At 62.9% G+C, this 12,330-nt stretch carries 11 protein-coding genes; 5 read left to right on the top strand and 6 right to left on the bottom strand.

Translation table 11 applies throughout. From position 1 onward, the window contains the following. Window positions 1-64: 64 nt before the first annotated feature. On the top strand, window positions 65-1,867 hold the full coding sequence (locus tag AC1RCO_RS11090) for a cation:proton antiporter (protein ID WP_065364573.1): 1,803 nt from the start codon (window positions 65-67) through the stop codon (window positions 1,865-1,867). 69 nt (window positions 1,868-1,936) lie between these two features. Here the strand turns inward: AC1RCO_RS11090 and AC1RCO_RS11095 are convergent, their stop codons facing one another. Continuing rightward, window positions 1,937-2,350, bottom strand: a complete 414-nt coding sequence (locus AC1RCO_RS11095) for an acyl-CoA thioesterase (protein WP_019094772.1) — start codon at window positions 2,348-2,350, stop codon at window positions 1,937-1,939. Window positions 2,351-2,674: 324 nt separating this feature from the next. Here AC1RCO_RS11095 and AC1RCO_RS11100 point away from each other — a divergent pair, with 324 nt between their 5' ends. Continuing rightward, window positions 2,675-4,801 carry a DUF4132 domain-containing protein gene (locus tag AC1RCO_RS11100; protein WP_492617699.1) on the top strand — a complete coding sequence of 709 codons (2,127 nt, stop codon included), beginning with the start codon at window positions 2,675-2,677 and terminating at the stop codon, window positions 4,799-4,801. Between the two features lie 58 nt (window positions 4,802-4,859). Here AC1RCO_RS11100 and rplS read toward each other — a convergent pair whose 3' ends face one another. The 5 genes from rplS to ffh all read right to left on the bottom strand — a co-directional run bounded on the left by rplS (window position 4,860) and on the right by ffh (window position 8,431). After that, a complete protein-coding gene (rplS, locus tag AC1RCO_RS11105; RefSeq protein ID WP_009047143.1) occupies window positions 4,860-5,210 on the bottom strand; it encodes a 50S ribosomal protein L19 in 351 nt (116 codons plus the stop codon). 45 nt (window positions 5,211-5,255) lie between these two features. Beyond that, window positions 5,256-6,029 carry a tRNA (guanosine(37)-N1)-methyltransferase TrmD gene (gene trmD / locus AC1RCO_RS11110; protein WP_019094770.1) on the bottom strand — a complete coding sequence of 258 codons (774 nt, stop codon included), beginning with the start codon at window positions 6,027-6,029 and terminating at the stop codon, window positions 5,256-5,258. Then, window positions 6,011-6,547: a ribosome maturation factor RimM gene (gene rimM, locus AC1RCO_RS11115; protein ID WP_011059444.1), complete on the bottom strand. Its 537-nt coding sequence runs from the start codon at window positions 6,545-6,547 to the stop codon at window positions 6,011-6,013. Before rimM ends, trmD begins: the two co-directional genes overlap by 19 nt. Window positions 6,548-6,552: 5 nt before the next feature. Beyond that, window positions 6,553-6,804 carry a 30S ribosomal protein S16 gene (rpsP, locus tag AC1RCO_RS11120; protein ID WP_007927680.1) on the bottom strand — a complete coding sequence of 84 codons (252 nt, stop codon included), beginning with the start codon at window positions 6,802-6,804 and terminating at the stop codon, window positions 6,553-6,555. 250 nt (window positions 6,805-7,054) lie between these two features. Further along, on the bottom strand, window positions 7,055-8,431 hold the full coding sequence (ffh, locus tag AC1RCO_RS11125; RefSeq protein WP_011059443.1) for a signal recognition particle protein: 1,377 nt from the start codon (window positions 8,429-8,431) through the stop codon (window positions 7,055-7,057). A 209-nt stretch (window positions 8,432-8,640) separates the two neighbouring features. On the opposite strand from ffh, the gene AC1RCO_RS11130 reads away from it, so the two are divergent. The 3 genes from AC1RCO_RS11130 to AC1RCO_RS11140 all read left to right on the top strand — a co-directional run bounded on the left by AC1RCO_RS11130 (window position 8,641) and on the right by AC1RCO_RS11140 (window position 12,299). After that, complete coding sequence (locus AC1RCO_RS11130) at window positions 8,641-9,453, top strand: cytochrome C assembly family protein (RefSeq protein WP_011059442.1); 813 nt, start codon at window positions 8,641-8,643, stop codon at window positions 9,451-9,453. 9 nt (window positions 9,454-9,462) lie between these two features. Continuing rightward, the gene (locus AC1RCO_RS11135; protein WP_445494475.1) at window positions 9,463-10,692 is read left to right on the top strand and encodes a transporter associated domain-containing protein; all 1,230 of its coding nucleotides are present in this window, start codon (window positions 9,463-9,465) and stop codon (window positions 10,690-10,692) included. 290 nt (window positions 10,693-10,982) lie between these two features. Then, a complete protein-coding gene (locus AC1RCO_RS11140) occupies window positions 10,983-12,299 on the top strand; it encodes an MFS transporter (protein ID WP_492617700.1) in 1,317 nt (438 codons plus the stop codon). The last annotated feature ends 31 nt before the right edge of the window (window positions 12,300-12,330 follow it).

The following is a 12,330-nucleotide window of genomic DNA, read 5'->3' on the forward strand; positions in this document are numbered from 1 at the left end:
AGTGAACTGCGCGCAGGGTCGCTAGTCTTTCATAGCCAGCCATTTTCAGGAACAGGGTGCATTGATGAGTGAACAACAGATTCTGCTGGCCTTCGGCGGCATCGGCGTGGCCGCGCTGGGCTGCCAGTGGCTGGCCTGGAGGCTGAAACTGCCGGCCATTCTCTTTCTGTTGCTCAGCGGCATTCTGGCCGGGCCGATACTGGGCTGGCTCGACCCGCAGGAGATGTTCGGCCCGCTGCTGATGCCCCTGGTTTCGCTGGCGGTGGCGCTGATCCTGTTCGAAGGCAGCCTGACCCTGCACCTCTCCGAGTGGCGCGAGATCGGCAGTGTGGTGCACCGCCTGGTGACCATCGGCGCGCTGTCCACCTGGGCCGTGATCACCCTGGCCACCCACTGGCTGCTGGGCTTCGACTGGATGCTGGCCCTGCTGTTCGGCACCCTGACCCTGGTCACCGGACCGACGGTGATCGTGCCCATGCTGCGGGTAGTGCGGCCCAAGGCCTCGATCGCCAATATCCTGCGCTGGGAAGGCATCGTCATCGACCCTATCGGCGCCCTGCTGGCGGTGGTGGTCTACAGCTTCATCATCGCCAGCGCCGAGGGCGCCGGTCTGAGCCAGAGCCTGCTGACCTTTGGCGGGGTGATTCTGTGCGGCAGCCTGTTCGGCATCGCCGGCGGCTGGGTCCTGGGCAGCATCATGCGCCGCCAGTGGCTGCCGGAATACCTGCACAACCTGGCAACCCTGGCGGCAGTGCTGGGAATCTTCATCGCTTCCAACCAGGTGATGCACGAATCCGGACTGCTGGCGGTGACCCTGATGGGCATGTGGATGGCCAACATGAAGGGCGTGGATGTGCGGCACATCCTGCACTTCAAGGAAAACCTCAGCGTGCTGCTGATTTCCGGGCTGTTCATCCTCCTGGCGGCACGCCTGGACCTCAAGGCGCTGATTGCCCTGGGCCCGCTGGTGCTGATCCTGCTGCTGGTGATCCAGTTCATCGCCCGGCCACTGAACGTGCTGCTGTCCACGGCCGGCTCCAGCCTCAACTGGCGTGAACGCGCCTTGCTGGCGTGGATTGCCCCACGGGGGATTGTTGCAGCAGCGGTGTCGGCGATCTTCGCCATCCGCCTGGACGAAGCCGGTCATGAGGGGGCATTGCTGCTGGTGCCACTGACCTTTGCCGTGATCATCGGCACCGTGGTCCTGCAAAGCGCCACGGCTCGCCCCCTGGCGCGCCTGTTGAAAGTCGCCGAGCCGGCGCCCAGCGGCTTTCTCATCGTCGGCGCCAACGGCCCGGCACGGACCCTTGGCAAAGCCTTGCAGCAACTGGGCAGCCGGGTGCTGTTGACCGACTCCAGCTGGGAAAACATTCGCGCGGCGCGCATGGAAGGGCTGCCCACCTATTTCGGCAACCCGGCCTCGCAGCACGCCGATGCCCATCTGGACCTGGTGGGCCTGGGCCACTTGCTTGCACTCTCGCCCTCAGGAGAGCTGAACACCCTGGCCGCCATGCGCTTTCGCCACGACTTCGGCCACCAGCGCCTGTTCGCCCTGGCCAACAGCCAGGAAAGCCGGCGCACCGACAAGCACCGGGCCAGCCACGAACACCGCGGCCAGTTGCTGGGCAGCGAGGCCTTGACCTACACCAAGCTGGCCAGCCTGCTGGGCCAGGGCGCGGAGCTGTACAGCACCAACCTGACCGAAGCCTTTGGCTGGGACGATTACCAGGCCCTGCACGGCGAACGCGCCACTCTGCTGTTTGCCCGCGACAGTAGCGGCTGGGTGCATGTCGTCACCCCAGACAGCAGCCTCAAGCCGGCGGCAGGCTGGACGCTGCTGGCCCTGATCCAGCCCGAGTCCCTGTAACGCTCCCCCTTGCAGGAACTGGTTTGCCAGCGAAGAGGCCCGATGGCTTATTCGCCGGCACGCCGGCTCCTACGTCGCAAACCCTGGAAGCACCGGCACCGGGCGCTTGTCATCGTCGATGGCGACAAAGCTGAACAAACCATGGATGGCCTTTTCCCGACCATCACAGCTCATGCTCTCTACAAACACCTCGACTTCGACCTTGAGGCTGGTGTTGCCCACCTTCACCACTCGCCCCACCAATTCGACGATCGAACCTGCGGCAATCGGATGGTTGAAATCAATGCGATCGGTGGACACCGTCACCAACGGCAGCCGGCAGAAACGGGTCGCGGCGATAAACGAAACCTCGTCCATCCAGGCCAGGGCAGTGCCGCCGAACAGGGTATTGTGATGATTAGTGGTGGACGGGAATACCGCCTTGGTCACGCGGGTCACCGAGAGTTCGGTACGGCGCTGGATTTCTTGCTCACGAAGGGTCATCGGACTACTGCCTGAATGGATGGATCCGCGCACGGGCACGCTGCGGGCATGGAACGCCCATGAGCGCTGCAGGGCAGCGACCCAAGGCTTGATGGGAATAATCGGGGCGGCCTGCCTGTGGATAGAACCAGGCCAGGATTGCCGGGAGGATGCGACGCACCCTGGGCGTCCGTGCAGGCTGCACGGATCGGGCGATCACACTTTATTGGGCCGGCGAGTATATCGCCGCCCGGCAGGGGCCGAAAGAACCCGCCAGGGGCCAGAGGCCACAACCGGCGATAAAAAATGCGATTATCCGCGCACTGAAAAAGGAGACCCGCCGCCATGGATGCCCCGCTCGCGCCTTCGCTCGTCGCGCACCTGCAACAACGCCTGAACACGGACCGAGTGGATCATCCGAACTTCATCGGCCCGCCGCCCGACATCAGCCCATTGACGCCCACTCAATTGGGCAGCCTGTGGCCGGCCATCCGCCGGGCCCTGCGCGACCATGCCAACCCGGCGGCGCAGCAACTGGCGACCGCGATCGTGCAGCAGGCCACGCAACTGGAGCTGAGCCCGGCCCTCGATCAAACCACCCTGCTGGAGGCGCTGCGCAGTTGCGTGAACTGGCAGGAAGCGCTGGAACAACTGGCCTGTTTCAGCGGAACACCGAGCCCCGCCTTGACCGAGGAACTGCGCAGGATCCTTGCGGAACCGGGCCCACAGTGGGCGCTGTACTACCACCAGGCGTACGTGCTGGCGCAATGGGTGGATGAAGAAACCCGCACGGCGCTGCGGCGCTGTGTGGAACAACACTACGCCGATGCGCCCTACCCCCGGCAGGAGTTCGAACTGCTTGGGCAACTGGAGCCTCGCTCACGGCAGGCCCTGGCCGGCAGCGAGTACTGGACCGGCCATCATCACCTGAGCGCCGATCCGGCCAGGGTGCTGATGGATGACGCGGCGTACGTCGAATTCTCACAGCAGATCCTCAGTACCGCAGCCCAGCGCCTGGACGCCATCCACAACGGCGCCACGCCCTATGTGGCCGATGGCGCCTTTACCACCGATGACACTCCGGTGATTGCCCGCGCCGCGCGGGTCGCCCTGCTGCGCGATGCCTCCTGGCTGCCGCCACTGATGGACATTTTGCTGCCCAAGGCCTGCGTCGCCCCGACCCAGGCCAAGACTGCGCCGTCGCAGTCCCTGGCCATTGCCCTGGGGCATTGCATCGAGCAGGTGCCAACCCCGGAAAGCGTGCAGGCACTGCGCAGCGCCCTGGGCCTGGTGCGCCATGCCAGCATCCAGAAAAAACTCGCCCGCAACCTCAAACCTGCCGAACGCGGCCTGGCCCAACGCCCCGAGATCGCCCTGCGCCTGGCCCCCACCAGCACGCCCGGCAAGGCCCAGCACGGGCTTCTGGCCAGTTGCCTGGAATCCGGGCTGTGGCAAGCCTTTGAGTTGTCTTTCAGCGACTGGCGAGCGCAACTGGCGGACTCCGCCGTGGGCTCGCCCTTTGCCCGCTCACTGGTTTGGGTTGCCCATTGCACAGATGGCCAACGCCGCAGCTTCCTGCTGGACGCCAATGCGCAAGCGCTAGACTCCCGGGGCCAACCGCTGAGCCTGGATGCCGGGTGCAGGATTTCGCTATGGCACCCGCTGTCAGCCAACGCCGCAGAGCGCCACGCCTGGCAGGCCCTGATCAGCGAACGCCGGATCAAACAACCGCTGCGCCAAGTGTTTCGCGAGTACTACCTGCCCTCTCAGCAGGAGCTGGAAAGCCACACCTGCCAGGCATTCGCCGGATACAGCCTGTCCATCCGCCCCCTGATCGGCCTGGCCCGCCGCGAAGGCTGGAAGATCGACAGGGACAGCGGCCTGAGCCGGAACCTGGGGGATATCCGGGTGAGCTTTGCGGTGGACGCGGCACTCTATCCTGGGCTGCAGGGGCACTGCCTGTCCGGCAGCGCAAGCTTCGCTCGGCGCACCGATAAACACTGGCAGCCGATGCTGCTGCAGGATGTGCCGCCGCAGGTGTTTTCAGAAGCCTGCCGGGCCATCGACCTGCTGGTGAGCGTCAGCAGTTTCGCCATCGAAGAGCTGGCACAGAGCGCCACCGGCCAGCCCCTGCCGCAAATGCCGGCCGCCAGGCGCGAGCAACGCCTGAACCTGCTGGCCGGGCACAACCTCACCCAGATGGCTCTGATGCGCCAGCACGTGCTGGGCAGGGCTTTCGCCCCACTTATCGAGCAGGGGGTGTTGTCGATGGAGGGGAGTCATGTCCGCATCGGCGACCATGCGGTGCATCTGGCCACCGGGCGCGTGACACGCGATGGCGAACCCGTGGAGATGGCCCTGGCGGCACAAAGCGGCAAATTGACCGCCCTGCCCTGGCTGCCTTATGACGAGGTACTGCTGGAACGGATCGCCAACACGGTCTGCGCCCTGCTGAACCGCTCCGGGCATTAAATGACAGGCAACAAAAAAGCAGCCCGTAGGCTGCTTTTTTCTGCATCGGAAGCTGGACTTAAGCCAGTTTTTCCTTGATGCGAGCTGCTTTACCCGACAGGTCGCGCAGGTAGTACAGCTTGGCTTTACGCACGTCACCGCGACGCTTGACAGCCATGCTGTCGATCTGCGGGCTGTAGGTCTGGAAAGTACGCTCTACGCCAACGCCGTTGGAGATTTTACGTACGGTGAACGCGCTGTTCACACCGCGGTTGCGCTTGGCGATAACTACGCCTTCGAACGCCTGCAGACGGGAACGATCACCTTCCTTCACTTTCACCTGAACGACAATGGTGTCGCCCGGGGCAAAGGCTGGGATCTCTTTGGTCATCTGCTCTGCTTCGAGTGCAAGGATGATTTTGTTGGTCATGCTGTGCTCCTAAGGTAAATCGTCGGATCTACCATCGATACGTTGTTAACTATCGTCCCGCTCGCGGAGATATTCCTCGAGCAGCTTCTTCTCTTCTCCAGAAAGCGAGCGGCTTTCCAGAAGATCGGCGCGTCGTTCATAGGTCCGACCAAGGGACTGCTGTAAACGCCAACGCCGGATGTGTGCGTGGTTGCCACTTAGCAACACGTCGGGAACACGCTGATCCGCATACACCTCCGGTCGGGTGTAGTGCGGGCAATCCAGCAGACCGTCCGTGAAGGAATCTTCCTCCGCGGAATCCACATGCCCTAAAGCTCCGGGCAGCAGTCGCGTAACCGCATCAATCAGGACCATCGCCGGCAGCTCGCCACCGGAGAGTACATAGTCGCCAATCGACCACTCTTCATCGACATGAGCATCAATAAAACGCTCGTCAATGCCTTCATAACGACCAGCAATCAGGATCAATGCATCCTCATTCGCCAACTCGCGCACCGCCGACTGATTCAGTTGGCGGCCTTGGGGCGACAGGTAGATCACCTTCGCGCCCTCCCCGGCTGCGTTTCTGGCCTGAACCAGTGCATCTTCCAGGGGCTTGATCTTCATCACCATGCCCGGACCACCGCCAAACGGGCGATCGTCCACAGTGTGATGTCGATCCGTGGTGTAGTCTCGCGGATTCCAACAGGTCAGCTGCAAGAGCCCCTGTTTCACCGCGCGGCTGGTTATGCCGTACTCGCTGATGGCGGAGAACATCTCGGGAAACAAACTGATCACTTCTACGCGCAAGTTAGCCACGCTTAGAAGTCCGCATCCCATTCCACCTTCATCTCGCCCGCGGCCAGGTCGACGGCCAACACGCATTGCTCGGTATAGGGCAACAGGCGTTCGCGATCATCCAGGCTGCCAGCGCAAGGCTTGACCACCATTACATCGTTCGAGCCGGTCTCCAGCAGGTGATCGATCTTCCCGAGCAGTTGCCCGAGGCCGTCGATAACCTTGAGACCTTGCAGCTGGTACCAGTAGTACTCGCCGTCGGTCAGTTCAGGGAACAGGCTGCGCGGCACGCAGATCTCGTAACCGGCCAGAAGACGAGCTTCCTCGCGATCATCAAGACCCTTGAGCTTTGCGACCAGGAACTTGTCGTTCCCGCGTCCGCTGACCAGCTCAACCTGCTTCACGCTACCTTCGCGCTTGAGCGTCCAGGTTTTGTAGTCCAACAGGTTTTTAATCGGATCAGTAAAGGAAAAGACCTTCACTTCGCCGCGAACGCCATGAACAGAGTAGATTTTGCCGATAACGATCAAATCATCAGCAGGAGCTGGCGTCGCGTTCATAGGGTTCAGGCTGCAGCCTTAGCCGATTCCTTCAGCAACTGAGCAACACGCTCAGAAGGCTGTGCACCAACGCTCAGCCAGTAGGCTACGCGCTCTTGGTTCACGGACAGGCGGACTTCTTGACCACGAGCGATCGGGTTGAAGAAGCCAACTTGTTCTTTGTGCGAACCGTCGCGTGGGTTGCGGCTGTCGGTCACGGTCAAGTGGTAAAACGGGCGCTTTTTGGAGCCGCCAAGGGCAAGACGGATTGTTAGCATGTGAACATCGTTCCTGTAGTCGGTGCTGCAAATCTAAATGCACAGCGGGCATGGGTGCCCGAAAGGCCGCATATTCTAAGGAATATCCGGACTTTTGCAAATGACTTTTTCCGGCGCCCGTCGGCTGCCATTCAGATTTGCCATGGAGCTGCCGCAAGCGACAGCGGGTGAGCGCACCCCAATCGAGGGTTTGCCCGGGATTCCACGTCCCCGTGGAAAAAGCGCCGGCATGACGGCCGGCGCGGATTCTTCAGATCTTCGGCATGCCGCCGCCGGGCAACATACCGCCCATGCCGCGCATCATCTTGGCCATACCGCCCTTGGCGGAGAACTTCTTCATCATCTTCTGCATCTGCTTGTGCTGCTTGATCAAGCGACCGATGTCCTGCACCTGGGTGCCGGAACCCAGGGCGATCCGGCGCTTGCGCGAACCGCTGATCAGCTCGGGGTCGCGGCGCTCGGCCGGGGTCATGGAGTTGATGATGGCTTCCATCTGCTTGAACTGCTTCTCTGCCGCGCCCTGGGCATTGCCCATCTGCGCCAGGTTCACGCCACCGATGTTCGGCAGCTTGTCCATCAGGCCGCCGAGACCGCCCATGTTCTTCATCTGCTGCAACTGATCGCGGAAGTCTTCGAGGTCGAAGCCCTTGCCCTTCTTCAGTTTTTTAGCAAGCTTGTCGGCCTTGTCCTTGTCGAGGGTCGCTTCAGCCTGTTCGATCAGGCTGAGCACGTCGCCCATGCCGAGGATGCGCGAAGCGATGCGCTCAGGGTGGAACGGCTCCAGGGCTTCGCTCTTCTCGCCCATACCGATGAACTTGATCGGCTTGCCGGTAATGGCCCGCACCGACAGCGCGGCACCACCACGGGCATCGCCGTCGACCTTGGTCAGGATCACACCGGTCAGCGGCAGCGCGTCGCCAAAGGCCTTGGCGGTGTTGGCGGCGTCCTGACCGGTCATGGCGTCGACCACGAACAGGGTTTCCACCGGCTTGATGGCCGCGTGCAGCGCCTGGATCTCGTCCATCATCTCGCTGTCGATGTGCAGGCGACCGGCGGTGTCGACAATCACGACATCGATGAACTTGAGCTTCGCTTCCTTAATAGCCGCTTCGGCGATAGCTACCGGCTTCTGGCTCAGGTCCGATGGGAAGAAGGTCACGCCAATATCATTCGCCAGGGTTTCCAGCTGTTTGATAGCCGCCGGACGGTAGACGTCCGCGGAGACCACCATCACGCTCTTTTTCTTGCGCTCTTTAAGGAAGCGCGCAAGCTTGCCGGCGGTGGTGGTTTTACCCGCACCCTGCAGACCGGCCATCAGCACCACGGCCGGTGGCACTGCGCTGAGGTTCAAATCTTCGTTGGCCGCGCCCATCAGGCTTTCCAGCTCGGCCTGGACGATCTTCACAAAAGCCTGGCCCGGCGTCAGGCTGCGGGACACTTCGGTGCCGACCGCACGCTCCTTCACGGAGTTGACGAAGTCCTTGACCACCGGCAACGCAACGTCGGCTTCGAGCAGCGCCATGCGCACTTCGCGCAGGGTGTCTTTGATGTTGTCCTCGGTCAGCTTGGCCTTGCCGGTGACATGGCGCAGCGTCTGCGAGAGACGGTCGGTTAGGTTTTCAAACATGCTCGATCCTTTCAGGCCCAAGGTAGACCGGGGGTAATGGCGGCCCAGAGCGTAATAAACAGGTGCTCGATGAGCCTGCGGCGTGGGCAGGTCGCGGATTATAGCGAAGACTGTGCGTGGCGGACACCTCGCCGTCTGCTTGCCTGGTCTTTCAGGGCTCTGGGTTCTATGCCAAACTCAGCGACTTTCGGGCCTGCCTAACAGGATTTATGCTCCCCTTGTCACCCAGTTTGCTACCCACCCTCGCCGCCGCCGTCCTTTATGCCGCTGCGACCTTCTACCAAGGCTCCCGCCTGGCCACAGGCGCCAAGGCGAACAAGCGCCTGCTGGTTACGCTCGGCATCCTGGCCTTGCTGGCCCATGCCGCCAGCCTGCTGACCCACTTGCTGACTCCGGTCGGCCTGGGCCTGGACTTCTTCAGCGCCGCCAGCCTGATTGCCGCTGCAGTCATCGCCCTGACCCTGCTGGCCTGCTGGCGCATCCCGGTGGAAAACCTGCTGGTACTGCTGTTCCCGCTCGGCGCCCTGACCGCGCTACTGGCGCAATTCGTCCCCACCGGCACAGTGCCGGTGATCGATGAGGAACCCGGGATCCTCGCCCACATCCTGTTGTCGATCCTGGCCTACGGCATGTTCACCATCGCGGTGTTCCAGGCCTTGTTGCTGCTGGTGCAGGACCATCAGCTGAAGAACAAGCACCCGTCCGGGCTGATCAGGAACTTCCCGCCGCTGCAAACCATGGAAAGCCTGCTGTTCGGTTTTCTCTGGGCCGGCTGGACCCTGCTGTCGCTGTCGCTGATCTCCGGCTGGCTGTTCGTCGAGAACCTGTTCGCCCAGCACCTGGTGCACAAGACACTGCTGGCCTGCCTGGCCTGGGTAGTGTTCAGCGTGCTGCTCTGGGGCCGCAATCGCCTCGGCTGGCGCGGACACAAGGCAATTCGCTGGACCCTGGCAGGTTTCTGCCTGCTGATGCTGGCCTACTTTGGCAGCAAGCTGGTTCGTGAATACATCCTGCACATCTGACGACCGGCCATGACCGACTCCCTGCCCACCGGGCCCATGCTCGCGGTAATCGCCCTGCTCATCGTCTGGTCGGGCCTGTTCACCGCTATCGATGCCGCCCAGCAGCACCTGCTGACCCTGCGCGGCAACTCGCGCAATGGCGACAAGTCCCAGGCACGCCTGGCCTTCCCCAAGGAAAGCCTGATCCTGTGCAATACCCTGTGCCGGGTCCTGGCGGTGATCATCAGCACCCTGCTGGCGCTGTTCTACTGGGCGGAAAATGGCCCCTGGCTGGCCTGCCTGATCAGCACCTGCGCCCTGCTGGTGCTGGCCGAATACCTGCCGCGGGCCCTGGCCGTGCGCTACCCGGAAGGTACCTTGGGCTTTGGCAACAGCCTGCTGCTCATCCCGATGAAAGTCGTCTATCCCCTGGCCTGGCTGCTCGACACCCTCAGCCAGTTGCTGCTGCGCCCGTTTGCCCGAAAGGCCGGCGCGGTCAAGCAGAGTGACGACGACCCGGCGCTGCTGGACGACGAGCCCATGCCACAGGAGCCACATGCCCTGTCCGGCATCCACGCCCTGGACAACATCACCGTCAATGACATCCTGGTGCCCCGCAGCGAAGTGGACGGCATCAACCTGGACGACCCGATCGAGGACATCATCGCCCAACTGCGCCTGAACAGACGCACACGGCTGCCGGTGTTCCACAGCGATATCAACCAGGTCGAAGCGGTGCTCAACACCCGGCAGATCCGTCACCTGCTGCCGGACGCCAGCCTGACCAAGGACGCCCTGCTGGCGGCCTGCCACGAGCCCTACTTCGTCCCGGAAAGCACCCCGTTGCAGTTGCAACTGCTCAACTTCCACAAGCAGCAACGGCGCCTGGGCATGGTGGTGGACGAATACGGCGAAGTGCTGGGCATCGTCACCCTGGAAGACATCCTCGAAGAAATCGTCGGCGAGTTCGAAAGCGAGCACAGCCTGGACAACCCGCACATCCACCCCCAGGCCGATGGCCGCTATGTGGTGGAAGGTGCGGCATCGATCCGCGAGCTGAACAAGAGCCTGGGCTGGCACCTGCCCAGCGACGGTCCCAAGACCCTCAACGGCCTGGTCACCGAAGCCCTGGAAACCATCCCCGACAGCGCGGTGTGCCTGAAAATCGGCCGCTACCGCCTGGAAATCCTCGAAACCGAGGAAAACCGCGTCAGCCGCGTACTGATCTGGCACACCAGCAGCGTCCCCGCCCGCATCTGATCGCCTGCCGCCGCAGCCAATGGCCCCCCTGAAGGTCGAAAACCTTCTCGCCAGCCCGGCAGCCGCCAAGCCCCTTGTTGAATCGTTAGCGGCCTTTCTATAATCGATCCGCTTACCCAAGCCCTGTGCAGACCCGCTTGCTACCCGCACCCAGCGCAAACCTGCCGATAACCAGCCCTTCTGTTCGACGTCACTCCCATCCCGAGGGACGACCGCGCCAAACCCACATCCCTGGGTGCTCGACCATAATAATTCGCTCCACCGGAGCACAGACTGTCAGGGATAACCGCATGACGACCAGCACCGCCTACAGCGCCACCACGCCTGCCCAACCGAGCAATTCCGCCTCGCGGGTGGCCACTGCCAGCTTTATCGGCACCGCCATCGAGTTCTACGACTTCTACGTCTACGCCACCGCCGCCGCACTGGTGATAGGCCCGGTATTCTTTCCCCAGACCTCCGGCACCGCCCAGATGCTCTCGGCGTTCCTGACCTTCGGCATCGCCTTCCTTGCCCGCCCCCTGGGCTCGGCACTGTTCGGCCACTTCGGCGACCGTATCGGACGCAAGTCGACCCTGGTTGCCTCGCTGCTGCTGATGGGCGTGTGCACCACCCTGATCGGCGTACTGCCAGGCTACGCCAGCATCGGCGCCTGGGCGCCCATCCTGCTTTGCGTGCTGCGCTTCGGCCAGGGCCTTGGGCTGGGTGGCGAATGGGGCGGCGCCGCGCTGCTGGCCACGGAGAACGCACCAGAAGGCAAGCGCGCCTGGTTCGGCATGTTCCCGCAGTTGGGCCCCTCCATCGGTTTTCTCGCTGCCAACGGCCTCTTCCTGGCCCTGGCCATGGGCCTGGATGACGAGCAGTTCCGCTCCTGGGGCTGGCGCATTCCCTTCCTGCTCAGCGCCGCCCTGGTGATGGTGGGCCTGTACGTGCGCCTGAAGCTGCACGAAACCCCGGTCTTTGCCAACGCCGTGGCACGCCAGGAACGGGTGAAGATGCCGCTGGTGGAACTCTTCAGCCAGTACTGGCTGCCGGTACTGCTGGGCGCCGCGTCGATGGTGGTGTGCTACGCCCTGTTCTACATCTCTACGGTGTTTTCGCTGAGCTACGGCGTCTCGACCCTGGGCTACAGCCGGGAAACCTTCCTCGGCCTACTGTGCTTCGCCGTGCTGTTCATGGCTGCGGCCACTCCACTGTCGGCCTGGGCCAGTGACCGCTTCGGGCGCAAACCGGTGCTGATTGTCGGTGCCGTGCTGGCGATTCTCTCCGGCTTCACCATGGAACCCTTGCTGACTCAGGGCTCCACCGTCGGCGTGGCGCTGTTCCTGTGCATCGAACTGTTCCTGATGGGGGTCACCTTCGCCCCGATGGGCGCCCTGCTGCCGGAACTGTTCCCGACCCACGTGCGTTATACCGGCGCTTCGGCGGCGTACAACCTGGGGGGCATCGTCGGAGCTTCGGCCGCGCCGTTCTTCGCCCAAAAACTGGTAGCGATGGGCGGTTTGAGCTGGGTTGGGGGGTATGTTTCAGGGGCGGCGATCCTGAGCCTGATCGCGGTGCTGTGCCTGAAGGAAACGCGCAATAACGATTTGAATCGGGTCGCTTGAGCGACCGCTTCACGAGCAAGCTCGCTCCTAC

This window comes from Pseudomonas sp. GW823-FHT03E05 (assembly GCF_058796855.1).

Coding starts and splice junctions, on each gene's coding strand:
- AC1RCO_RS11090 (WP_065364573.1), top strand. CDS start 65: ATGAGTGAACAACAGATTCTGCTGGCCTTCGGCGGCATCGGCGTGGCC.
- AC1RCO_RS11095 (WP_019094772.1), bottom strand. CDS start 2,350: ATGACCCTTCGTGAGCAAGAAATCCAGCGCCGTACCGAACTCTCGGTG.
- AC1RCO_RS11100 (WP_492617699.1), top strand. CDS start 2,675: ATGGATGCCCCGCTCGCGCCTTCGCTCGTCGCGCACCTGCAACAACGC.
- rplS (WP_009047143.1), bottom strand. CDS start 5,210: ATGACCAACAAAATCATCCTTGCACTCGAAGCAGAGCAGATGACCAAA.
- trmD (WP_019094770.1), bottom strand. CDS start 6,029: ATGGGATGCGGACTTCTAAGCGTGGCTAACTTGCGCGTAGAAGTGATC.
- rimM (WP_011059444.1), bottom strand. CDS start 6,547: ATGAACGCGACGCCAGCTCCTGCTGATGATTTGATCGTTATCGGCAAA.
- rpsP (WP_007927680.1), bottom strand. CDS start 6,804: ATGCTAACAATCCGTCTTGCCCTTGGCGGCTCCAAAAAGCGCCCGTTT.
- ffh (WP_011059443.1), bottom strand. CDS start 8,431: ATGTTTGAAAACCTAACCGACCGTCTCTCGCAGACGCTGCGCCATGTC.
- AC1RCO_RS11130 (WP_011059442.1), top strand. CDS start 8,641: ATGCTCCCCTTGTCACCCAGTTTGCTACCCACCCTCGCCGCCGCCGTC.
- AC1RCO_RS11135 (WP_445494475.1), top strand. CDS start 9,463: ATGACCGACTCCCTGCCCACCGGGCCCATGCTCGCGGTAATCGCCCTG.
- AC1RCO_RS11140 (WP_492617700.1), top strand. CDS start 10,983: ATGACGACCAGCACCGCCTACAGCGCCACCACGCCTGCCCAACCGAGC.